Here is a 21,344-nt window from a genome sequence, read left to right on the forward strand (position 1 = left end):
AATCCTCAAGCGGCAATGCCGGCCATCATCAGGCCGAGTGTCTGTTCGCCGGTGTCAGGCGTTTTCTCGCCGACGACCTTGCCGGCGAACATCACCAGAATGCGGTCGGAAAGCGAGCGGATCTCGTCGAGTTCGACGGAAACGAGCAGCACGGCCTTGCCGGCATCGCGCGTCTCGACGATCCGCTTGTGAATGAATTCGATCGCGCCGATGTCGACGCCGCGGGTCGGCTGGCCGACGATCAAGAGCTTCGGATCGCGCTCGATCTCGCGGGCAACGACGATCTTCTGCTGGTTGCCGCCGGAGAAATTGGCGGTCTTCAGCCGCGGGTTCGGCGGGCGGATGTCGTATTTCTCGATCTCCTCGACGGCCGCCTTGCGGATCAGGTCCGGGCTTAAGAACATGCCCTTGCCGTAGCGTTCGTCGCGGTGATAGCCGAGGATCGCGTTCTGGCTCTCCTCGAAGGGCAGCACCAGGCCCATGTGATGGCGATCTTCCGGAATATGGGCGACCCCGATGCCGCGCAGTTCCGCCGGATCAAGCCCGGCCACGTTCTGGCCATTGATCCAGATCTCGCCGGCCACCGGCTTGCGAATGCCCGTGATCGCCTCGAGCAGCTCGCTCTGGCCATTGCCGGCCACACCGGCAATGCCGACGATCTCGCCGGCGCGGACGTCGAAGGAGACATTGTCCACCATCACGACGCCGCGATTGTCCTTGACCGTCAGATTGCGCACGGAGAGGAAGATCTCGCCCGGATTGGCCGGCTTCTTCTCCACATGCAGGAGCACGCGGCGGCCGACCATCAGCTCGGCCAGCTCTTCGACCGTCGTCTCGGCGGTCTTGCGGGTGGCCACCATCTCGCCACGGCGCATGACGGAGACCGTGTCGGTGATCGCCATGATCTCGCGCAGCTTGTGGGTGATCAGGATGACCGTCTTGCCCTGGTCGCGCAGCACGCCGAGGATCTTGAACAGGTGGTCGGCTTCCGCCGGTGTGAGAACGCCCGTCGGCTCGTCGAGGATCAGGATCTCGGCGCCGCGATAAAGCGCTTTCAGGATTTCGACGCGCTGCTGCAGACCGACCGGCAGTTCCTCGACAACAGCGTCGGGATCAACATCCAGTTCATAGTCCTCTTCCAGCTTCTTCAGCGCCGCACGCGCAGCATCCGTGCCCTTGCCGAGCAGCGCGCCGCCTTCGGCGCCGAGCATCAGGTTTTCGAGCACGGTAAAATTCTCGACCAGCATGAAGTGCTGGTGCACCATTCCGATCCCAGAATTGATGGCGGTCTGACTGTCCTTGATGATGATTGGCTTGCCGTCGATCTGGATGGATCCGTGATCGGCCTGGTAGAAGCCGTAAAGGATCGACATCAGCGTCGATTTGCCGGCGCCGTTTTCACCGATGATGCCGTGGATGGAGCCCTTGGCGACCGTCAGATTGATGTTCTTGTTGGCATGCACCGCACCGAATTTCTTGTCGATGCCGATCAGTTCGATCGCGGGTGCCTGGTTGGCTGCACTCATTCCGGTCCCCCAGACATACAATAAGGGCGCAAGACGACAAGAGAGCCGTCCTGCGCCCGGATTTCAAATCACTTCGGGCAGGAATTGTCCGACATGTAGTCGTGGACCTTGACCGTGCCGGCGACGATATCGGCCTTGGCCTTCTCGACGGCAGCCTTCATGTCTTCGGTGATCAGCTTGGCATTGTTGTCGTCGAGCGCATAGGCAACGCCGTCCTGAGCCACGCCGAGAACCTGGAGGCCGGGGGTGAACTTGTCGTTCTTGGCGTCCGAATAGGCGTTGTAGACGGCGAGGTCGACGCGCTTGACCATCGAGGTCAGAACCGAGCCCGGATGCAGGTGGTTCTGGTTGGAATCGACGCCGATCGACATCTTGCCGTTGTCGGCCGCGGTCTGAAGAACGCCGAGACCGGTCGCACCGGCTGCCGCGTAGATCACGTCTGCACCCTGGTCGATCTGGTTCTTGGTGAGCTCACCGCCGCGAACCGGGTCGTTCCAGGCAGCACCCGTGGTGCCGGTCATGTTCTGGAACACTTCGATGTCAGCCTTGGCAGCGCGTGCGCCCTGCTCGTAGCCGCAGGCGAACTTGCGGATCAGCGGAATGTCCATGCCGCCGACGAAGCCGACCTTGCCGGTCTGCGAAGCCATGCCGGCGAGCAGGCCGACGAGGTAAGAGCCTTCCTCTTCCTTGTAGACGACCGAACGGACATTCGGCTTGTCGACGACAGAGTCAACGATCACGAACTGGGTGTCCGGGAATTCAGCGGCAACCTTTTCGATGGCCGAGGTCCAGGCGAAGGAGACGGCGACAACCGGGTTGAAGCCGCGCGAAGCGAAGTTGCGGATGGCCTGTTCGCCCTGCGTGTCGCTGGTCGGCTCGAAATCGCGGTAGTCGATGCCGGTCTCGGCCTTGAACTTCTCGGCGCCGCCGTAAGCGGCTTCGTTGAAGGATTTGTCGAACTTGCCGCCCGTGCCGTAGACCAGCGCCGGCTTGACATCGGCCGCAAGCGCGGTCGCCGACATCGCGGCCAAGGCAAAGAGACTGAGGAGGGTTTTCTTCATTGTGCAGCCCTGTTGTTGCTATTGATCTTGTTGGGTCCTCCCGCAAGCCTTTCCTCATGAGAAAGACATGTCTGCGGAACCGCCGCCTCCTTATTGGAGGTCCTGGCTGGCTTTCATCCTTGCATGGCTCGCTTCAAAATTCACCAGATTTTTTTCATCTGGTAAAGATTCACAAGCCTACTGATTTTTCAGCGCTCGGCGCTGAAAAATCAGTCAGATCAATAGGATTTTCTGCTGCTGCTTTGGGCAACTGCTCTCAGGCGGCAGGCGAGATCGGGCAGGACACGCCTGTACCACGCAAGCCACAATAGCCGTTTGGATTCTTCGCCAGATACTGCTGGTGATAGTCCTCAGCATAGTAGAACGGACCGGCATGGGCGATTTCGGTGGTGATCCGGCTGTTGCGGCCGGCCTGCACCAGCGCTTCCTGGAACCGGTCGCGAACCTTCACGGCGAGTGTCATGTCGTCTTCGTCCTCGACATAGATCGCCGAGCGATAGGTCGTGCCGATATCATTGCCCTGGCGCATGCCCTGGGTCGGATCATGGGCCTCGAAGAAGATCTTGAGCAGGGCCTCGAGCGAAATCTTGGCCGGGTCGTAGACCACCTTCACCACTTCCGTATGGCCCGTCAGTCCGGTCACCGTTTCCTGATAGGTTGGGTTCGGCGTGATCCCGCCCTGGTAGCCGGCAGCGGTGAGATAGACCCCCGGTGTCTGCCAAAGCAGCCGCTCGGCACCCCAGAAGCAGCCCATGCCGAGATAGACGGCCTTCATGCCCTCGGGGAGGGGACCCTTCAGCGGCAGGCCGGAAATGAAATGCGTCGCGGCCGTCGGGATCGGCTCGGCGCGTCCGGGCAGGGCGTTCTCCGCCGTCGGCATCACGGTCTTCTTGTTGAACATGTCGATCAGGAACATTCTATACCTCCTGAGGCCATCTGAGGGCCTGTCACGTCGTTGGGAGTGCAGCCTTGGGCGGATCGGCAATTTCTGCTTCCGCCGGGCTTCATTGTCTTAAGTCTTATGTCGTGGCGACCGCCTGAAACTTACACTCGGGTGCGTCAAACACGCGTCTCCACCCAGAAAGCTTCAGGCGGCTCAGGCCGCAAAACGACCGGCCGGCGAAGGCTTCTTGTAGCCGATCATCCAGAACAGCAGCGACAGAACGAAAAAGGCGCCGGATGCCGGCTGCGGCAGGATCACGTCGCGCAGCGCAAGCCAGGCACCATCGCCAAGCCGCGTCTCGACCAGGCCTTCCAGCGCCATCAGCGAACCGGGATGGGCATCGATCCAGGCTTCCGAGAGCGGCGTCATGATCACCTGCGAGGCCGAAACCGAAGCGATCGAATCGACGACGCCGAACACGACACCGACGCAAAGCGCAAGCAAACTCAAGACCCTGAACAGGAACCGCACCACCAATGTCTCCGGCTGAAGCCCGCCACGGCCTGCAATCCGCCGCGCGTGAGCCTATAGATAGGGAATTGTCGGCCGATGTCAAAATTCTGATAGATTTCGGTTGATCCGCCGAAATTCATCGGTATATATCGCGCCCGACCAACCGCGGTGATTTTCCCGCGTTCCCCCTGGACAGGTGGCCGAGTGGTTTAAGGCGCACGCCTGGAACGCGTGTGTGCGTGAAAGCGTACCGTGGGTTCGAATCCCACCCTGTCCGCCATCTATCCCAGCACATCCTCCCCGTCCTGGCCGCATCTCCGTCAGCGCGCGCATCAAGCTCTTTGCCCTCCGCCGAGCCGCGCCCCGGAACCGGATCCCGGCTGCGCCGTTCTCCTGCGAGACCACGGGCGCCGCATCACGCATTGTCGAGCGGACGCCATCGCCCGCCATTCATGCCGGAGGAAGCCGAGATGTCCGATACGTTCAAGCCGACCGCAGCTGTGGCCAAGCAGGCGGCGCGGGGGCTGGAATTGCGCCAGAAGTTCAACCGCGGCGGAACCCAGGTCGGCGTCGCCCGGGCGCGCGATCTCAAGAACCAGCGAAATCTGAGCGAAGACACGATGAAGCGCATGAAGAGCTATTTCGCGCGTCACAAGGTCGACAAGCGGGCGAAGAATTTCGGTGACGACGACAACCCCTCCGCCGGCTACATCGCCTGGCTCCTCTGGGGCGGCGATGCCGGGCGCGACTGGGTGAAGGAACAGCTTCAGTAAATGCAGCATGCGCTGCAAGCCAAGCCATCAAATGGGAGATCCGAACATGACGAAGAACCTGCACAAGGGCGACAAGGTCGAGTGGAAAACCAGCCAGGGCAAGACGGAAGGCAAGGTCGTCAAAAAGCAGACCTCGCCAACCAAGATCAAGGATCACGAGGTGAACGCGTCGAAATCGGACCCGCAATACATCGTCGAGAGCAGCAAGACGGGAAAGCGCGCCGCCCACAAGCCCGAGGCTCTGGCCAAGGCTTGAAAGCACCGGCCGGAAAGACCAGGAGATCCATCCGGCCCTGAAGCGAATGGCCCCGTGGCTGTTGACCCCGGCGGCAGCGGCTGCCAAAAAGCCAGGATGCAGACACCGATCGATATCGACCCGGATTATCTCCGGTCCCGGCTGAAAGCACTGCTTGCCATCCCGAGCCCCACCGGTTTCACCGATGAATCCGTCCGCTACACGGCGCGCGAACTCGAGCGCCTCGGGCTTGAAGTGAAGCTCACCCGCCGTGGCGCGATCCGCGCCCGCCGCGCCGGCGCCCATGAGCGGCCGGCCCGCGCCATCGTCTCCCACCTCGATACCCTCGGCGCCCAGGTTAAGGCCCTGAAGGACAATGGCCGCCTCGAACTCGTGTCGATCGGCCATTGGTCGGCGCGCTTTGCTGAGGGCGCGCGCGCCTCGATCTTCTCGTCCAAGGGCATCTATCGCGGCTCGATCCTGCCGCTCAAGGCCTCCGGCCACACCTTCAACGATGAGGTGGACACCCAGCCCACGGGCTGGCGCCATGTCGAATTACGCATCGATGCGCTCGCGCGCGATCGCAAGGACATCGTCCAGCTCGGCATCGACATCGGCGATATCATCGCCATCGATCCGCAGCCGGAATTCCTCGACAATGGCTACATCGTCTCGCGGCATCTGGACGACAAGGCCGGCGTCGCGATCATGCTGGCGGCGCTGGAGGCCATGCAGCGCGAGAATGTCGAGACACCGGTCGATACCTATTGGCTCTTCACCATCGGTGAAGAAGTGGGCGTCGGGGCCTCCGCAGCCCTGGTGCCCGAGATCGCCTCCCTCGTGGCCGTCGACAATGGCACCACGGCGCCCGGGCAGAATTCCGATGAGTTCGGCGTGACGCTGGCCATGGCCGACCAGACCGGCCCCTTCGACTACCATCTGTCGAAGAAGCTTTACGAACTCTGCGGCGAACATGGCATTCGCGTGCAGAAGGATGTCTTCCGCTATTACCGCTCCGATGCCGCCTCGGCGGTGGAGGCCGGTCATGACGTGCGCACGGCGCTCCTCGCTTTTGGGGTGGATGCGTCGCACGGCTACGAGCGCATCCACCTCCATGCCCTGCTGTCGGTCGCAAAGCTCGTCATCTATTATGCCGCAAGCGAAGTGCAGATCGAGCGCGATTCGGAGGAAGTCTCAGGCCTGCGCGGCTTCACCCGCCAGAAGGTTGTCCCCGCCCATCAGGACCTCAAGGCGAACGAACCCGACGAGTCGTGATTGCAGCGACATCGGTCCGCTGATAGCGTGGAGGATGGCGATTTCGCCGGAATTCGGAGACCAGGGCAATGTCGGGTGACGAGGCAACGAAGAGGCCGCGGCTGAAGATCGGTTTCGTGCTGTCGCGATCCTTCACGCTGTCGGCCTTTGCGCTGTTCATCGATACGATCCGGCTCGCGAGCGACGAATACGACCGGTCCGGCCGCGTGCTCGCAGACTGGCAGGTCATCGGCAGCACCCGCCATCTCATCAGCTCCAGCTGCGGCGTCCAGGTCGCGCCGACAAGCGATTTCGTCGACCCGAGCCGTTTCGATTACATCGTCGTGGTCGGTGGTCTGCTCGGCCGCCAGCCGGCGGTCGATGACCAGACCATCGCCTTCCTGAAGAAGGCGGATGCCCAGAAGGTCCCGCTGATCGGGCTCTGCACCGGCACCTTCATTCTCGCCGAAGCCGGCCTCATGAAGAACCACCAGACCTGTGTCAGCTGGCTGCATTATCAGGAGTTCCGGGATCGCTTTCCCGGCCATGATGTCCGCTCCGACCGCCTCTTCAATCTCGATCGTCGTCGCGGTTCCTGCGCCGGCGGCAGCTCGTCGGCCGATCTTGCGGCCTTCATCGTTCGCCAGTATCTCGGCCATGATGCCGAACGCAATGCGCTGGAAGTCCTGCAGATCGAAAAGGCCCGCACCAACAAGGACATCCAGGTCCGCCGGCCGCTCACCATCGAATGTGATGACCCCCGCGTGAAGGCGGTGCTGATCCTGATGGAACAGAGCCTGGAAAACGAGCTGACGATCGACCAGCTCGCCCGCTCCGTCGGTCTCTCGCGCCGCCAGCTGGAGAGACTCTTCGCCCAGAAGATCGATGTCTCGCCGGCCCGCATCTATACGAAGCTGCGGATGGAGCGCGCCAAGATGCTGGTCACCCAGACCAATGCCTCGCTGATCGACATCGCGCTGCAGGTCGGTTTCCAGAACACCTCCCATTTCACCCGTGTCTTCAAGGGCACCTATGGCAGGACACCCGGCCAGATGCGCAGCCATCCGGCGGCCTAAGCTCACCTCCGAAAGCCATTGCTGTATGTGCAGGAGACCCTGCGACGAGATGGAAGCGGGCTCCGGCTTGTGAGCGGCGCGAGGCGGTGCTATCCACGCTTGATCTGTCGGGGGGATAGAATGGCCGAACGGGGCTTGCCGATGAGTTTTGACCGGGCGATACGCATGATCTGCGTCGTCGCGCTGGTTCTGCTCGGCCTTGCGCATCGCCCGGTCGTGTCCTCCGTGCCGCAGCTTTCTCCTCAAGAGATCGCAGCGCTCACTCTTCCTGATGGCACGCTGCCGGAACTCTGCCTGCCATCCGAAGACGGCAAGAGCAAACCACATGCCGGCACCTCGACCTGCGAAGCCTGCCGGATTGCCGCAACCGCCCTTCTGCCGACACCATCCGATGCCGTTGGCGCCCGTATGCCGTTCGTGGCAGCGATTGTCCTGCCGCTGCCGGCGGAAGCACATTACCGCCAGCTTTTCCCGCCCGCGAGCCATCCTCGCGCACCACCCGTCACCGTCTGATCGAACCTCGTGGCCGGCGCATCGCGTCGGGCGGTCGTATCGTCAGACCGGTGGGCCTGCAGTTTTCGCAGCTCCGGTCGCAATCGGATGTCTGTCATGCTGCAAATGCTCGCCAATCCCGCGGCACCGCCCGCGTTTCCGCGTGTTTCTCCAACGGCGCCGGACTTGCGCAGCGCCTCTCTGTCCGGACCGCTTCTGCCGCCGCGCACCGTGGTCTTTCTCGAAGGGCTTGCCCGCTCCCCGCAATACCGTGTCGTCGATGGCTGTATCGCGACCGCCCAGACCCTCTCGGATGGCAGGCGGCAGATCATCGATCTGGTCGGACCCGGCCGTCTGATCGGCTTGGGTTTCGGTGATCAGAACCGCTATTCCGCGGAAACCTTAGGTTTCACCCGGCTGGAACTCGTCCCCGACAGCCTGACTCCGGGCGAGCGCGATCAGGCGCTCAGCGAAATGCTCGCCCGCTCGCAAAGCCTTGTCATGCTGCTCGGCCGCAAGACCGCGCCGGAACGCGTCGCCTCCGCGCTGATCGATCTTGCCCTCCAATTCGGTCGTCCGGCGCGTGACCGCAAGCGCGGAGCCGAGACCTTCCATCTGTATCCCACCCGCGGCGATCTCGCCGATTGGCTCGGTCTGACCATCGAGACGGTCAGCCGCTGCCTCACTCGCCTGAAGAAGGCGGGTCTCATCGACATCAGACATGGCGATCTCGTCACCGTGCTCGATCAGCGTGAACTCGCCGGCGTGGCCGCCGGTGACCGCGCACTCTCCAACTGAACCTTTCCCCCCAACAACAGAGATCCTGGATGACAACCGTTTCCGACCTCCACCCCGTCCAAGCCACAGGCAAGGACCTGTCGCGCCGCTTCTACATCACCGCCTGGCGCTGGCATTTCTATGCCGGCCTCTATGTGGCGCCCTTCATGATCATGCTCGCCGTCACCGGCCTGATGATGCTGTGGACCGCAACCCTCTTCGGCCGGGACGGGGAAAAAACCTACGTGGTCGAACCGCAGGCCACCGTCGCTGCCGTCTCCCTGCAGTCGGAAGCCGCCGTCAAGGAGATCCCCGGCCAGATCGTGCAGTATATCGCGCCGCGCACCCCCGAGCAGGCGTCGCTCTTCCGCGTCAATCAAGGCGAAGCGTCCTACATGGTCGCCGTTGATCCATATAGGGCCGAAGCGCTCGGCCATTGGGAACGCCAGGCGGGCCTCTATGACCTCGCCAGCGACATCCACGGCACACTGTTGATCGGCACGCTCGGCGACCGCCTGATCGAGATTGCCGCCGGCTTCGGCATCATTCTGGCGATCACCGGCCTCTATCTCTGGTGGCCACGCGATGGCCAGGGTTTCGGTTCCGTGCTTCTCCCGCGCCTCTCGGCCAAGGGGCGTCAGCTGTGGAAATCTCTGCATCTGACGATCGGCTTCTATGCCTCGCTCTTCCTCGTGGTCTTCCTCATTTCGGGCCTGACCTGGGCCGGCATCTGGGGCGAGAAGATGACCCAGGCCTGGAGCACCTTCCCGGCCGAGAAGTGGGACAATGTCCCCCTCTCCGACAAGACGCATGCCAGCATGAACCATGGCGGCGTCAAGGAAGTGCCGTGGACGCTCGAGCAGACCCCGATGCCCGCCTCCGGGTCTGAAGCCGTTGTCACCGGCACGGCGCAAGGCCAGCCCGTGACGCTCGACGCCATCGTCACGCTCGCCCGCACGCTCGGCTTCGACCAGCGCTTCCAGCTCGCTTTCCCGGGCGACGAGACAGCCGTTTGGACCATCTCGCGCGACACGATGAGCAATGACAGTGCCAATCCGCTTGACGATCGCACCGTGCATGTCGACCAGTATACCGGCCGCATCCTCGCCGATGTCGGCTTTAGTGATTATGGCGCAGCCGGCAAGGCCATGGCCGCCGGCATCGCCTTCCACGAGGGCGACATGGGTCTCTGGAATCTGGTGCTGGTCAACCTCTTCTGTCTGTCGATCATCTTCCTTTCGGTCAGCGGCTTCGTGATGTGGTGGAAGCGCCGCCCCAAGGGTGCCGCCCGCCTCGTCGCACCGACGGTCGGCGAGCACGGACCGCTCTGGAAGACCGGAGCCCTGGTCATGCTGGGAACCGCTCTGCTCTTCCCGCTCTCCGGCGCCGTCCTCCTGGCGGTCCTCCTCCTCGACCTCCTCGTCCTGCGCCACATCACGCCGCTGAAGAAGGTGCTCAGCTGATCGTGAAACAGGGCGCGCCGGACCGGAGAAAAGAGGCGCCCTTTCCGCCTTCCGAAAAAAATATGGAACAATGGAACCTCTCGGCCATTTGCAAAATATGTGTCCGGTAAACCGAGGAGCGGTTTGCCGGCACCTTTTCGTTTGGTCTTTCAACGGAGGTTTCAGCCCGGTTCATGTGTGGCATTTGCGGAGAAGTTAGGTTTGATGGCGCGTCGCCGTCGGTGGCGGCAGTTTCGGTCATGGCGGATGTTCTGGCCCCTCGAGGGCCGGATTCAGCCGGCGTGATGGTCAGGGGCAATGTCGGGCTCGGTCATCGACGATTGCGCATTCTCGACCTCTCCGACAAGTCGCAGCAGCCCATGGTCGATCCGGACCTCGGCCTGTCCATGGTCTTCAACGGCTGCATCTACAATTTCCGCGAGCTGCGGGGCGAACTTGAAGCCAAGGGCTATCGTTTCTTTTCCGATGGCGACACGGAAGTCATCCTGAAGGCCTGGCATGCCTGGGGTCCCGATTGCGTGGCCCGCTTCCACGGCATGTTCGCCTTCGTCATCCACGAGCGCGACACCGGTCGCGTCGTCATGGCCCGCGATCGTTTCGGCATCAAGCCGCTCTATCTCGCGGAGGTTTCCGGTGCTGTCCGTTTTGCCTCTTCCCTCCCGGCCATCGTCAAGGCCGGCGGCGTCGACACCTCGATCGATCTCGACGCCCTGCACAACTACATGACCTTCCACGCCGTCGTGCCGCCCCCGCGCACGATCCTGAAGGGTGTGCGCAAGCTGCCGCCGGCAACACTTCGCGTCTACGAAGCCGATGGCCGGTTTTCCGATCGCCGCTATTTCGACCCTTCGTATCTGCGTCGTCCGGAAGATGCCGCCGTGTCTCGCGAGGAGTGGCAGGAGCGCCTGCTCGAATCCCTGCGTCTTGCGGTCAAGCGCCGGATGATCGCCGACGTGCCGGTCGGCGTTCTCCTCTCCGGTGGCGTCGATTCGAGCCTAATCGTTGGCCTGCTGGCCGAAGCGGGACAGACGGGCCTGATGAGCTTCTCCGTCGGCTTCGAGGAGGCCAATGGCGAGAAGGGCGACGAGTTCGTCTATTCGGACCTGATCGCCGAGCGCTTCGGCACGGATCACCACAAGATCTTTGTCCCCTCGGCCGATCTCATGGGCGCTCTGCCCGGCACCATTTCCGCGATGTCGGAGCCCATGGTCTCCTACGACAATGTCGGCTTCTACCTTCTGTCCAAGGAAGTCTCCAAACACATCAAGGTCGTTCAGTCGGGGCAGGGTGCCGACGAGGTCTTCGGCGGTTATCACTGGTATCCGCCGCTGGTCGGCTCCAACGATGTTGTGGCCGATTACGGCCGGGCCTTCCGTGACCGCTCCCATGAGGTTCTGAAAACCCAGCTCGAATCTCGCTGGATGGCGGAGAGCGATGTGAGCGGCGAGCTCCTGCGCGACCATCTCCTCCGCTCGGGCGCGGAAACGCCCGTCGATCAGGCCCTTCGCCTGGACAGCTCCGTCATGCTGGTGGACGACCCGGTGAAGCGCGTCGACAACATGACCATGGCCTGGGGTCTGGAGGCCCGCGTTCCCTTCCTTGACCATGAACTGGTCGAACTCGCCGCCCGCATTCCCCCGGAAGAAAAGCTGCGCGACGGCGGCAAGGGCATCCTGAAGGACGTGGCCCGCAAGGTCATTCCGTCCGAGGTCATCGACCGCAAGAAGGGTTACTTCCCGGTCCCGCAGCTCAAATACATCGCCGGCCCCTATCTCGACATGCTGCGCGACACGCTCTCGTCGAGTGCGGCCCGCGAGCGCGGGCTCTTCCGTCAGTCCTATCTCGATGCGCTGATTGCAGCGCCTTCCGAACATATCACGCCGCTCCAGGGCTCCGAGCTCTGGCAGGCTGGCCTGCTCGAAATGTGGCTTCAGGCCCACGAGGTATGACCATGAAGAAACTCGAAAAGGGGTCTGCCGCCGCGCGTAAGCCGCGCAGCACCAAGGCCGTTTCTCATCGGCTGAGCCGGCTGCGCGCACCAGGCACCTCTGGCCACACCGCACGGGCGGCCAGAGGCGGTGGCGCCGAGACCAAGGGCAATGTCGTGCTCGATTGCGGCTGGGGCCGTCTTCTCTTCGCCAGCACCTTTTCCGATGATGAGGTGCTGCTCGATGCGCTGAAGGAAGAGGCCCCCGACAGCCGCGACATCGCCTTTTATGTCGGCGATCCGCATGTGCTTCTTTCCCGCGCGCCGCAGGAAATCTTCCTCGATCCCTCCCACACCTTCCGGCTGGATCTCTCGACCTATCGTGCGGGCGGCCGCCGCCCGCGTGGCATCACCATCCGCCGCTTGGGCTCGGAAGGGGATGCGGCTGGCATCAACGCCGTCTATGCCGCCTGCGGCATGGTGCAGGTGCGCGAGGACTTCTTCGCCGGCGAGCGCGACAATCGCCCGGTCACCTATTTCGTCGCCCAGGACGACGCGACCGGCGAGATCGTCGGTACGGTCACCGGCATCGACCACCAGCGTCTCTTCGATGATCCCGAGCGCGGCGCTTCGCTCTGGTGCCTCGCGGTTCACCCTCAGGCCCGTCAGCCGGGCATCGGCGAGGGGCTGGTCCGCATCCTGGCAGAGCATTTCCAGGCCCGGGGCCTCGCCTATCTCGACCTTTCCGTCCTGCATGACAACGATAAGGCCATCCGCCTCTACGAGAAGCTCGGCTTTCGCCGCGTGCCGCTGTTTGCGGTCAAGCGCAAGAACGCCATCAACGAGAAGTTCTTCGCCCAGCCGGTCGAGGGCTATGAAGAGCTCAACCCCTATGCCCGTCTGATCGTCGACGAGGCGCTCCGCCGCGGCATCCATGTCGAGGTCACCGATGCGGCCGGCGGCTTCTTCCGCCTGATCCATGGTGGCCGCACCATCCATTGCCGCGAAAGCCTGTCCGATCTCACCTCTTCCGTCGCCATGTCGATCTGCGACGACAAGGCGGTCACGCGTCGCTTCGCCGAAACCGCCGGCCTCAACGTGCCCGAACAGCTTTCCGCGGATGCGTCGGACGATGACAAGCGGGACTTTCTCGAGAAGCACGGCAAGCTGGTGGTCAAGCCGGCGCGTGGCGAGCAGGGGCGGGGCATCTCGGTCGGCATCTCCTCGATGGAAGCGCTGCAGGCGGGCATCCGCCAAGCCCGCCAAGTCTGCGACCGCGTTCTTCTCGAAGCCTGCTTCGAGGGTGAGGATCTGCGCCTCGTCGTCATCGACTACAAGCTGGTGGCCGCTGCCATGCGCCGGCCGCCACGCGTCGTCGGGGACGGCCAGACACCCATCCGCAAGCTGATCGAGCAGCAATCGCGCCGCCGCGCTGCGGCCACTGGTGGCGAAAGCCGCATTCCGGTTGATGCCGAGACCAAGCGATGCCTCGCCGAACAGGATCTCGATCTCGACAGCGTGCTGGACGAAGAACGCGAGATCACCGTCCGCAAGGCCGCCAATCTGCACACCGGCGGCACGATCCATGACGTCACGGCCCAGGTCCATCCCGATCTCGTCGACGCCGCCTGCCGCATCGCCAAGGCCATCAAGATCCCGGTCGTCGGCATCGATTTCATGATCCGCGATCCGTCCAGGCCGGACTACGTCTTCATCGAAGCGAATGAACGCCCGGGCCTTGCCAATCACGAGCCGCAGCCGACGGCCGCGCGCTTCATCGAACTTCTGTTCCCGGGAAGTCGCGAGGTCGCGGCCTCAAACGCCTCGGGATAAGATCAGGAATGGGCCTTGCCCAGCGTATCGGCCATCCGGGCCCCCCGCTCGCCCATCGGCTTGCCGGGCCCGGTGGTCGAATCGCGCGCGGTCTGATGCTCGAGCTCGGCATTGATGATGGCGCCCACGATCAGGATCACCGTTGAGATCCAGGTCCAGAGCATGAAGCCGATGAAGGTTCCGAGCGTGCCATAGGTGGCATTGAGATCGGCGAAGTTCTCCAGATAGTAGGAATAGCCAAGCGAGGCGATCAGCCAGGCCACTGTGCTGAACAGGGTGCCCGGCCCCAGCCAGCGCAGCTTCGCGTCGGCCCGGCTCGGACCATAGCGATAGACGAGCACGGTCCCGCCCCAGATCAGCGCCAGCAGGATCGGCCAGCGCAGGACCTTCATCAGAAGCTCCACGCGGTCAGGCACGAAGATCACCGCCATCACGGCGGGCAGGATCGCAAGGGCCGTCGCAAGGATGACCGCCATCACCATACCCGCCAGCGTGAAGGCGGTGCTGATGAGGGTGATATGCAAGAAACTCCGCTTTTCCTTTTCCGCATAGGCAAGGTTCATCGCCTCGAACAATGCGGTCACCCCGTTATGCGCACTCCAGAGCGCAATCCCGAGACCGATCAGGAAGCCGATGCTGAGCGTGCTGTTCGCCTGCTGCGCAAAGGCTTGGAACTGGTCGAGAATGAGGTCGAGCGCGCCAGACGGCAGGACCCCCGAAAGGAACTGCATCTGCCCGGCAATGGTCGAGGGATCGGAAATCAGGCCGTAGAGCGAAACGAGCGCGCCGAGACCGGGAAAGAGCGCAAGCAGCAGATAGAAGGCCACACCCGCAGCAATCAGCGTCACCCGTTCCCGGGTCAGCCGACCGTAGATCCGGATCACCACATCGCGCAGCCCGCGGCGGGGGATCTTGGTGGGCGACGTCGCCTCGCGTCCGCGCGCCTCATCGTCCGGACGCGTGTTTTCCTTTGTTGCCGATGTCTGTGTCATGAGCCTGTCCCCTTTCAACGGGAACACATCTTCTCCGCCATTGTTCCGTCGAAGGCGAAGACCAACCGGAACTGCAACCGTCACCGGGACGTTGGATGAGCGCCGTCACAGGGAGACACACATGGACAGAGACAGACAGGATGCCCCCGCCTGGGAGGACAAGCCGGATGAAAAACTCACCACCCGGCCCTTGGAGGAGGCTGCGCGCCGTCATGATGCTGCAGCCGCGGCAGGAACGGAGGGTGCGAGCCGGTATCCGGAACAGGTCAACCTCTACCGCCTCGTGCCGACAGCCGAAGCCGACGACCCGCGCTGGGAAAACTCGCCCTATCAGGGCGAGGTGATCGTGGCTGCCCGCTCCACAGGCGATGCGCGTATCGTCGCCGCGGCGAGCGAACTGGATTACATGGAAATCGATGCCAAGCCGGCAGAAGACGTGACCACCAGCATGGCCAGCGCCTTCCGCTCGGAAAAGCTCTACACGGTCATCGAGATCGATCGGGACCGCACCGATCTCAGCCGCGGCGTTATCGAAGGCAATATCGCCATCGATACCATCCGACCGGTACAGGACTGATCAGAACGGGTTCGACGGATGCGGGCTGTCCTCATAGGCGCCCCAGATCGACTGGTCGAAATTGATCGTCGCCCCGGTCATCAGGCCGGACTCCGCCGAGGAGAGGTAAGCGCAGGCGCGCGCCACTTCGGCGGGGTCGACCAGCCGTCCGAAGGGCTGCTTCGCCGCAGCCTCTTTCAGCCAGTCCTCGGAGGCGCCGTGGAATTCACGCTGGATACGGTCTTCGCCGTCGCTCGCCATCCAGCCGATATTGAGCCCGTTCACCCGGATCCGGTTTTTGAGCAGGGCAAAGGCCGTATTGCGTGTCAGCGTGTCGAGCGCTCCCTTGGAGGCACAATAGGCCGCAATGAAAGGCTGGCCTGCCATCGCCGACATCGAGGAAATGTTGACGATCGTGCCTTCCGTCTTCGTCTCCAGCATCAGCTTGATCGCCTCCTGCATCAGGAAGAAGGGCGCCCGGGTATTGATCGCAAACATCCGGTCGAAGAGGGCAGGATCCGTATCGAGGATCGTGCCGCGATCGGTGATCGCAGCGACATTCACCAGCGCATCCACCCGCCCGAAGGCCGCGCGCGCTTTCGCGATGACCTTGCGGCAGTCTTCGACCTCCGCCAGATCTGCCGAGACGAAATGCACCGTCGTGCCATAGGCCTCGCTGATGGATCTGGCACGCGCCTCACCCTTGTCCGTGCTGCGCCCGCAGATCACCAGCCCCTCGGCCCCGCGTTCGGCAAAGAGCCGCGCAACCTCCGCGCCCAGCCCCTGCGTTCCTCCGGTCACGACCGCGATCTTGCCATCCAGACGACTCATGCTCTACCTCCTGCCATGCGCCACAATGCGTGACACCGGGCGCAATCTGAACCGGAGCCGTGGGAGCGCACAAGCCCTCCGAGGCTTGTCGAAGCATGAGTTTTTTCAATGGGTCGGGCCCGAGGCGATCATTGGCTGAGCCACCGGATCACGGCAGGGCGTAGATCGAAACAAGCGCTCCGATCCCGATCACGGCCATGAGGGCGATCCCAAAGAAATAGAGCCAGAACGGCCCCTGCTGCGCACGGTTTCCCGAAAAGCGCGGGCGCATCGCCGTGCCGCTGTCGCCGGAGACATCGCGCGGTCGTCCCTCGCGCTGCTCTCGCCGCGCCGTCTGGATCTCGGCTTGCGAAAGCGGGGCGCCGCCCGCTTCCGCATCGGTCTCGAGCGGCGCCATGGCCGGGTCGAAGCCCGGGCGCTTGTCGCCCGTCAGCCCCGCCTGGATATCGCCGCGCACCTGTGCGGGGTTGGCGCCCCTGCGGTTCGGTTCTTCGGCCATGGCTCGCCCTCGCGTGGTATGTCAGACCTTGGCGCTCTCGCCGGCCTCGCGCCGCGTGACGAATTCGGCCGTCACTTCGCGCAGGTTTTCGCTGAGCCAGCGCGCCATGTTTTCCTCTTCCGAGAGGTTCTCGCGCAGCGCCGCCATAGCGCTCTGGAAGCCGCCCATCTCGGCCATGATCAGCAGCGAATTATAGGCCGCGATCTCGTAGTTCTCGAAGGCGAAGTTCGCGATCGAATTCTTCAGGATCTCGTCGTCGGCCATCGAATGGCCGATCGCGGCCATGCTGCCGCCGGCAGAGAGCATCCAGTCCTTCATCGCGGAATGGTCTTCGTCGAGGCTTCCGAGAATATCCTCGATCCGCTTCATCTGGTTTTCCGTTTCTTGGAGATGCTGCTCCAGGCGACGTGCCACCTGCGGATAGTTTTCGATCCGCTTCAACTGCGGCTTGATGATGGAAACGGCCTGGTTCTCCATCGCATGTGCGTTCTTGAGGCCGGTGACGAACAGCGAACGTCGGTCTTCTACCATGTCAATTTCTCCCGTGTCGGTTTGCCCTGTTCGAACTGCCGCCCTTGCCGACGGTTCCCTGGCTTGACCGTCCTTGGTGCGGACTGCACCCTGCAGGCCCGATCGGCGGGAGGAGAGGCGACATGAAATCCATCATCATTACAGGCGCTTCCGAGGGGATCGGCCGCGAACTGGCCCGGCAGATTGCAGCGCGGGAGAAGGGGTCTGCCGCCCTCGTGCTCGCCGCCCGCAACGCGGCGCGTCTGGAAGAACTCGCCACAGAACTGCGCCCTCACGGCAGCCGCGTCGAGGTCATGCCCACCGACGTGACGGATCGTGAAGCCTGCCGCCGCCTGATCGCCGAAACCATGACCCGCCTCGGCCGCATCGATGTCCTCGTCAACAATGCGGGTATGTCAGCTCACGCCAACTTCTCTGAATTCACCGATGCGGATTTTGACTGGTCGGAAAAGCTGATGGTGATGAACTACTGGTCCGTCGTCTGGCTCACCCGAGCAGCGCTGCCGCATCTCCTGGCTTCAAAGGGGCTGGTCGTCGGCGTCAGCTCCGTCGCCGGCCTCGTCGGCGTGCCTGGCCGCACCGCCTATTGCGCCACGAAATTCGCCATGAACGGTTTTCTTGAGGCGCTGCGGGCCGAACTCGCCCACAAGGGCCTGCGCGTGATGATCGCCTATCCCGGCACGATCGACACCGATCTGCGCAAGCGCGGCTTCGGCCCCGGCGGTTCACCGGCCGGCGTCTCGATGATCCGCGATGACCGCGCCATGCCGGTCGAGACCTGCGCAAGGCTCATCCGTGAAGGCATGGAAAAGGGGCGCCGTGAGGTTCTCATGACGCCCCGTATGAAGCTTGGTCGTTGGCTCAGGCTGCTCGCGCCTCAGATCGTCGATCGCATGGCGATGAAGGAGGTCAAGGCCGAGTTCCGGCCCTGACGATCGGCGAGCAATTCCAGGAAAAGTGTCTGCGGTTTTCCGTCCGGAATTGCGTTAAGTTCTAAGCCTCAGCCTTCGAAGTCACCTTCGCCGCTCACCTCGCGTCCGCCGACGATGATCGCCCGCTTGCCGACATGGTTGGCAGCCCCCACGATGCCCTCCTGCTCCATGCGCTCCACCAGCGAGGCGGCCTTGTTGTAGCCGATCGACAGGCGCCGCTGGATGTAGGAGGTCGAGCACTTCTTGTCGCGCAGCACCACCTTGACGGCCTTGTCGTAGAGGTCGTTGCCGTCCTCTTCGCCCATGGCGCCCTTGTCGAAGACGGCGGTATCTTCTTCCGGCTCTTCTTCGACCTCGTCGGCATCCTCGGTAACCGTACCCAGATATTCCGGACGGCCCTGCAGCTTCAAATGCGCGACCACCTTCTCGACTTCCTCGTCGGAAACGAAGGGACCATGCACGCGGGCAATGCGCCCGCCGCCGACCATATGCAGCATGTCGCCCTGGCCGAGCAGATGCTCGGCGCCCGGCTCACCCAGAATGGTGCGGCTGTCGATCTTCGAGGTCACCTGGAAGGAAACGCGCGTCGGGAAGTTCGCCTTGATCGTGCCGGTAATGACATCGACCGAAGGCCGCTGCGTCGCCATGATCAGGTGAATGCCGGCCGCACGCGCCATCTGCGCCAGCCGCTGGATCGCTCCTTCGATCTCCTTGCCGGCCACCATCATCAGGTCGGCCATCTCGTCGACCACTACGACGATGTAAGGCATCGGCGAGAGGTCGAGTTCCTGCTCCTCGTAGACGATCTCGCCGCTCTGCCGGTCGAAGCCGGTCTGGACGGAAACAGTGATCGTCTCGCCCTTCTCGCGCGCCTGGGCCGCACGGGCATTGTAGCCGTCGATATTGCGCACGCCGAGGCGGCTCATCTTGCGATAGCGATCCTCCATCTCGCGCACCGCCCATTTCAAAGCCATCACGGCCTTCTTCGGGTCGGTAACAACGGGGGTCAGAAGATGCGGAATGCCGTCATAGACGGAAAGCTCCAGCATCTTCGGATCGACCATGATCAAGCGGCACTCGTCCGGTCGGAACCGGTAGAGAAGCGACAGGATCATCGTGTTGATTGCGACCGACTTGCCCGAGCCGGTGGTGCCAGCCACCAGCAGATGCGGCATCTTCGCGAGTTCCGCGATCACGGGCTCGCCACCGATGGTCTTGCCGAGGCAGACCGGCAGCTTGTAACGCGTCTCGGCATAATCGGGCGTCTCGATCAGCTCGCGCAGATAGACCGTCTCACGCACCGGGTTCGGCAGCTCGATGCCGATGACGTTGCGGCCGGGCACGACGGCGACACGGGCAGACAGCGCGGACATCGACCGGGCGATATCGTCGGAGAGGCCGATGACGCGCGAGGATTTGACCCCCGGGGCCGGCTCGAATTCGTAGAGCGTCACGACCGGGCCCGGGCGCACGTCGATCACTTCGCCCTTGATGCCGAAATCTTCCAGCACGCTTTCGAGTAGCCCGGCGCTCTGCTCGAGCGCCTCGGCCGACATCGTCGTGCCCGTCTGGGCCGGCGGCTCCTGCAGGAAGTCGAGATAGGGCAGCTCGTATTCGCCTTCGCCCAGCGCTTCCTGCGCCTTGAACAGCGGCTGGCGCGCCTGGATGGCCGGAGAGGGAAGGGCGGGCGACTGAACCGCCGGAACCGGTGCGGCAACAGCCACCTCGAGCGGCGCCACCGTCTCGGCCGCCATCGGCATCTGCGAAAGCCCAACAGCCGGTGCCGTCACGTCCCGGCTCGCGACCTGGCGATAAAGCGCCACCACGGATCCGGGCGTTGCCTCGAAGACAGGCTTGCGCGGCAGATGCGCCACGGGCTGGACGGCACTCGCAAGGCCCTCCGGACGATAGCGGACCACTTCCGCACGCATGGCAGCAGGTGCCTGCGCGGCCGGTGCCGGAATGGTGCGCACAGCCTGAGCCGCGGCACGCTGCATCGCCGGGGCCGCCAGCGGATGATGTTCGGCACGGATCGGCTGCGCCGTAACGGGCCGCACCATTTCGATCTCGGACGGCGCATCGAGCGGCTCGATCATCGCCTCGAAGAAGATGTGGTCGGAGAGAAGCGAGGCGATCGGCAGCCGCGCGGCCTGTGCTTCGGCCGGGACTTCCGTTTGCGTCACCACAGGCGCGGCGGTAGCCGCAGCCTGCGGAATGCCTGGCGCAGGATGGGTCATCTGGGCCCAGGCTGCGAAGCCCGACGGGACGGAAGTGTTGACGGCAGGGGCGTTTGCCACCGGCTGCGCGGGGGTCGCGACAGGTGCCGCAACCGGCTCGGGGGCCGCTGGCAGAGGCGGCGTGCGAAGGAAGGCGTTGCGCACCATCGGTGGACGCACCGTCGGCATGGCCTGCTGGGCCGCCAACCGTGCCGCTTCCGCCTGCTGGGCGAGCGAACGCTGCAGATGCGGCGGCACTTGATTGTCGGTCACCGGGCGAGCGGCCGCGCCGACGGTCGCGGCCTGTGTGCTCGCCAGCACGCTGCGCATGCCCTGGACCAGCGGGGCCGGCTGCACGGGCTGCGGCGCAGTGCCGATGTCTCGCGATGTGGCGCCCTCCGCCATCGATGCTTCCCAGGCAGCCTGTTCGGCCTGCTGGCGTGCCAGTTCCCGGCGGAGTTTGTAGGTGAGCGCCCGCGCACCCACGGCATCCGGCGGCTGCGGCAACGTCACCGAGGCCGGCATGCGCGGCGCTTCGGGCTTGGGCGCTGCGGCAGGGGTGCCCGTGCGCGGCAGACCGGCAAAGGGAACGCTGCTCGTCGGCGTCGAGGTCTGTCGGGGCTGCGTAACCGGTGCACGCTGGACCGGCGGCGCATAGGCCTGCCGCGGCGCCTCTGGTCGAATGGTCTGCTCCGAGGCTGTGGTCCGGGCGACCGGTGCACTCGGCGGCGCTACCGGGGCCGGCATGGTTTCGGGCTTGGCCGGCGTGCGGTCGGGTGTACGGGTAAAGCGCACATTCGGGCCCAGCACGAAGGCCTTCTGCCAGACCGGCGTCTCCTCGCGCCCTTCGATCTGGTCGGCTGCCGACTGATCGGCGCCTTCCCCCTTGATCTCCCCTAACTGATTGACCTGATACGCGGAATTTGAACGGGGAGGATGCATCGGAAACCTGAACGCTGGCGGGATACAAGAAC

21 protein-coding genes and 1 tRNA gene are annotated in these 21,344 nt (G+C 63.8%); 12 read left to right on the forward strand and 10 right to left on the reverse strand.

All coding sequences use genetic code 11. From position 1 onward, the window contains the following. Positions 1 to 5: 5 nt before the first annotated feature. The 4 genes from FAA86_RS09200 to FAA86_RS09215 form a co-directional block, all read right to left on the reverse strand. Positions 6 to 1,526, reverse strand: a complete 1,521-nt coding sequence (locus FAA86_RS09200) for an ABC transporter ATP-binding protein (RefSeq protein ID WP_113458220.1) — start codon at positions 1,524 to 1,526, stop codon at positions 6 to 8. 68 nt (positions 1,527 to 1,594) lie between these two features. Continuing rightward, positions 1,595 to 2,587 (reverse strand): BMP family lipoprotein, encoded by a 993-nt coding sequence (locus tag FAA86_RS09205; RefSeq protein ID WP_113458221.1) that lies wholly within the window; start codon positions 2,585 to 2,587, stop codon positions 1,595 to 1,597. Between the two features lie 256 nt (positions 2,588 to 2,843). After that, on the reverse strand, positions 2,844 to 3,503 hold the full coding sequence (gene msrA, locus FAA86_RS09210) for a peptide-methionine (S)-S-oxide reductase MsrA (RefSeq protein WP_136539965.1): 660 nt from the start codon (positions 3,501 to 3,503) through the stop codon (positions 2,844 to 2,846). Positions 3,504 to 3,683: 180 nt separating this feature from the next. After that, positions 3,684 to 4,001, reverse strand: a complete 318-nt coding sequence (locus tag FAA86_RS09215; RefSeq protein ID WP_246035034.1) for a hypothetical protein — start codon at positions 3,999 to 4,001, stop codon at positions 3,684 to 3,686. A 172-nt stretch (positions 4,002 to 4,173) separates the two neighbouring features. On the opposite strand from FAA86_RS09215, the gene FAA86_RS09220 reads away from it, so the two are divergent. The 8 genes from FAA86_RS09220 (at position 4,174) to FAA86_RS09255 (ending at position 10,053) form a co-directional block, all read left to right on the forward strand. Beyond that, positions 4,174 to 4,263, forward strand: a tRNA-Ser gene (locus FAA86_RS09220). Positions 4,264 to 4,453: 190 nt separating this feature from the next. After that, a complete protein-coding gene (locus tag FAA86_RS09225) occupies positions 4,454 to 4,756 on the forward strand; it encodes a hypothetical protein (protein WP_136539969.1) in 303 nt (100 codons plus the stop codon). A gap of 46 nt (positions 4,757 to 4,802) precedes the next feature. Beyond that, on the forward strand, positions 4,803 to 5,012 hold the full coding sequence (locus FAA86_RS09230) for a hypervirulence associated TUDOR domain-containing protein (protein WP_136539971.1): 210 nt from the start codon (positions 4,803 to 4,805) through the stop codon (positions 5,010 to 5,012). A 96-nt stretch (positions 5,013 to 5,108) separates the two neighbouring features. Then, positions 5,109 to 6,266 carry an osmoprotectant NAGGN system M42 family peptidase gene (locus FAA86_RS09235; RefSeq protein WP_136539973.1) on the forward strand — a complete coding sequence of 386 codons (1,158 nt, stop codon included), beginning with the start codon at positions 5,109 to 5,111 and terminating at the stop codon, positions 6,264 to 6,266. A gap of 68 nt (positions 6,267 to 6,334) precedes the next feature. After that, positions 6,335 to 7,321 (forward strand): GlxA family transcriptional regulator, encoded by a 987-nt coding sequence (locus FAA86_RS09240; protein WP_113458251.1) that lies wholly within the window; start codon positions 6,335 to 6,337, stop codon positions 7,319 to 7,321. Positions 7,322 to 7,441: 120 nt separating this feature from the next. Next, the gene (locus tag FAA86_RS09245; RefSeq protein WP_136539975.1) at positions 7,442 to 7,834 is read left to right on the forward strand and encodes a hypothetical protein; all 393 of its coding nucleotides are present in this window, start codon (positions 7,442 to 7,444) and stop codon (positions 7,832 to 7,834) included. A gap of 96 nt (positions 7,835 to 7,930) precedes the next feature. Next, positions 7,931 to 8,611, forward strand: a complete 681-nt coding sequence (locus FAA86_RS09250; RefSeq protein WP_167494935.1) for a helix-turn-helix domain-containing protein — start codon at positions 7,931 to 7,933, stop codon at positions 8,609 to 8,611. Positions 8,612 to 8,640: 29 nt separating this feature from the next. Beyond that, complete coding sequence (locus tag FAA86_RS09255; protein WP_136539979.1) at positions 8,641 to 10,053, forward strand: PepSY-associated TM helix domain-containing protein; 1,413 nt, start codon at positions 8,641 to 8,643, stop codon at positions 10,051 to 10,053. Here the strand turns inward: FAA86_RS09255 and FAA86_RS24555 are convergent. Further along, complete coding sequence (locus FAA86_RS24555) at positions 10,046 to 10,294, reverse strand: hypothetical protein (protein WP_167494925.1); 249 nt, start codon at positions 10,292 to 10,294, stop codon at positions 10,046 to 10,048. The genes FAA86_RS09255 and FAA86_RS24555 overlap by 8 nt on opposite strands. Between FAA86_RS24555 and FAA86_RS09260 the strand changes: the two genes are divergently transcribed. Next, positions 10,227 to 12,002 (forward strand): N-acetylglutaminylglutamine amidotransferase, encoded by a 1,776-nt coding sequence (locus FAA86_RS09260; RefSeq protein ID WP_136539981.1) that lies wholly within the window; start codon positions 10,227 to 10,229, stop codon positions 12,000 to 12,002. The two genes, FAA86_RS24555 and FAA86_RS09260, sit on opposite strands and share 68 nt — an antisense overlap. Before the next feature lie 2 nt (positions 12,003 to 12,004). Beyond that, complete coding sequence (ngg, locus tag FAA86_RS09265) at positions 12,005 to 13,813, forward strand: N-acetylglutaminylglutamine synthetase (RefSeq protein ID WP_136539983.1); 1,809 nt, start codon at positions 12,005 to 12,007, stop codon at positions 13,811 to 13,813. 2 nt (positions 13,814 to 13,815) lie between these two features. Here the strand turns inward: ngg and FAA86_RS09270 are convergent, their stop codons facing one another. Continuing rightward, entirely contained in the window at positions 13,816 to 14,805 is a 990-nt protein-coding gene (locus tag FAA86_RS09270; protein WP_136539988.1) for a YihY/virulence factor BrkB family protein, read from the reverse strand. A 121-nt stretch (positions 14,806 to 14,926) separates the two neighbouring features. Between FAA86_RS09270 and FAA86_RS09275 the strand changes: the two genes are divergently transcribed. Continuing rightward, the gene (locus FAA86_RS09275) at positions 14,927 to 15,382 is read left to right on the forward strand and encodes a hypothetical protein (protein ID WP_136539990.1); all 456 of its coding nucleotides are present in this window, start codon (positions 14,927 to 14,929) and stop codon (positions 15,380 to 15,382) included. On the opposite strand, the gene FAA86_RS09280 is transcribed toward FAA86_RS09275, so the two are convergent. From FAA86_RS09280 to FAA86_RS09290, 3 genes are all read right to left on the reverse strand, one after another. After that, positions 15,383 to 16,192: an SDR family oxidoreductase gene (locus FAA86_RS09280; RefSeq protein ID WP_136539992.1), complete on the reverse strand. Its 810-nt coding sequence runs from the start codon at positions 16,190 to 16,192 to the stop codon at positions 15,383 to 15,385. It abuts the gene before it with no gap. Between the two features lie 148 nt (positions 16,193 to 16,340). Beyond that, complete coding sequence (locus FAA86_RS09285; RefSeq protein WP_136539994.1) at positions 16,341 to 16,691, reverse strand: hypothetical protein; 351 nt, start codon at positions 16,689 to 16,691, stop codon at positions 16,341 to 16,343. A 21-nt stretch (positions 16,692 to 16,712) separates the two neighbouring features. Next, positions 16,713 to 17,222: a ferritin-like domain-containing protein gene (locus FAA86_RS09290; protein WP_136539996.1), complete on the reverse strand. Its 510-nt coding sequence runs from the start codon at positions 17,220 to 17,222 to the stop codon at positions 16,713 to 16,715. A 122-nt stretch (positions 17,223 to 17,344) separates the two neighbouring features. Here FAA86_RS09290 and FAA86_RS09295 point away from each other — a divergent pair, with 122 nt between their 5' ends. Then, positions 17,345 to 18,154 carry an SDR family oxidoreductase gene (locus FAA86_RS09295; protein ID WP_136539998.1) on the forward strand — a complete coding sequence of 270 codons (810 nt, stop codon included), beginning with the start codon at positions 17,345 to 17,347 and terminating at the stop codon, positions 18,152 to 18,154. 68 nt (positions 18,155 to 18,222) lie between these two features. On the opposite strand, the gene FAA86_RS09300 is transcribed toward FAA86_RS09295, so the two are convergent. Beyond that, positions 18,223 to 21,312: a DNA translocase FtsK gene (locus FAA86_RS09300; RefSeq protein ID WP_136540000.1), complete on the reverse strand. Its 3,090-nt coding sequence runs from the start codon at positions 21,310 to 21,312 to the stop codon at positions 18,223 to 18,225. Positions 21,313 to 21,344 lie beyond the last annotated feature (32 nt).

This window comes from Rhizobium rosettiformans W3 (genome assembly GCF_004912135.1).
GTDB lineage: Bacteria > Pseudomonadota > Alphaproteobacteria > Rhizobiales > Rhizobiaceae > Allorhizobium > Allorhizobium rosettiformans.

Bases quoted from the DNA above. Each gene is read 5' to 3' on its own strand.
- FAA86_RS09200 (WP_113458220.1), bottom strand. From the start codon at position 1,526: ATGAGTGCAGCCAACCAGGCACCCGCGATCGAACTGATCGGCATCGAC.
- FAA86_RS09205 (WP_113458221.1), bottom strand. From the start codon at position 2,587: ATGAAGAAAACCCTCCTCAGTCTCTTTGCCTTGGCCGCGATGTCGGCG.
- msrA (WP_136539965.1), bottom strand. From the start codon at position 3,503: ATGTTCCTGATCGACATGTTCAACAAGAAGACCGTGATGCCGACGGCG.
- FAA86_RS09225 (WP_136539969.1), top strand. From the start codon at position 4,454: ATGTCCGATACGTTCAAGCCGACCGCAGCTGTGGCCAAGCAGGCGGCG.
- FAA86_RS09230 (WP_136539971.1), top strand. From the start codon at position 4,803: ATGACGAAGAACCTGCACAAGGGCGACAAGGTCGAGTGGAAAACCAGC.
- FAA86_RS09235 (WP_136539973.1), top strand. From the start codon at position 5,109: ATGCAGACACCGATCGATATCGACCCGGATTATCTCCGGTCCCGGCTG.
- FAA86_RS09240 (WP_113458251.1), top strand. From the start codon at position 6,335: ATGTCGGGTGACGAGGCAACGAAGAGGCCGCGGCTGAAGATCGGTTTC.
- FAA86_RS09245 (WP_136539975.1), top strand. From the start codon at position 7,442: ATGGCCGAACGGGGCTTGCCGATGAGTTTTGACCGGGCGATACGCATG.
- FAA86_RS09250 (WP_167494935.1), top strand. From the start codon at position 7,931: ATGCTGCAAATGCTCGCCAATCCCGCGGCACCGCCCGCGTTTCCGCGT.
- FAA86_RS09255 (WP_136539979.1), top strand. From the start codon at position 8,641: ATGACAACCGTTTCCGACCTCCACCCCGTCCAAGCCACAGGCAAGGAC.
- FAA86_RS09260 (WP_136539981.1), top strand. From the start codon at position 10,227: ATGTGTGGCATTTGCGGAGAAGTTAGGTTTGATGGCGCGTCGCCGTCG.
- FAA86_RS24555 (WP_167494925.1), bottom strand. From the start codon at position 10,294: ATGACCGAAACTGCCGCCACCGACGGCGACGCGCCATCAAACCTAACT.
- ngg (WP_136539983.1), top strand. From the start codon at position 12,005: ATGAAGAAACTCGAAAAGGGGTCTGCCGCCGCGCGTAAGCCGCGCAGC.
- FAA86_RS09270 (WP_136539988.1), bottom strand. From the start codon at position 14,805: ATGACACAGACATCGGCAACAAAGGAAAACACGCGTCCGGACGATGAG.
- FAA86_RS09275 (WP_136539990.1), top strand. From the start codon at position 14,927: ATGGACAGAGACAGACAGGATGCCCCCGCCTGGGAGGACAAGCCGGAT.
- FAA86_RS09280 (WP_136539992.1), bottom strand. From the start codon at position 16,192: ATGAGTCGTCTGGATGGCAAGATCGCGGTCGTGACCGGAGGAACGCAG.
- FAA86_RS09285 (WP_136539994.1), bottom strand. From the start codon at position 16,691: ATGGCCGAAGAACCGAACCGCAGGGGCGCCAACCCCGCACAGGTGCGC.
- FAA86_RS09290 (WP_136539996.1), bottom strand. From the start codon at position 17,222: ATGGTAGAAGACCGACGTTCGCTGTTCGTCACCGGCCTCAAGAACGCA.
- FAA86_RS09295 (WP_136539998.1), top strand. From the start codon at position 17,345: ATGAAATCCATCATCATTACAGGCGCTTCCGAGGGGATCGGCCGCGAA.
- FAA86_RS09300 (WP_136540000.1), bottom strand. From the start codon at position 21,312: ATGCATCCTCCCCGTTCAAATTCCGCGTATCAGGTCAATCAGTTAGGG.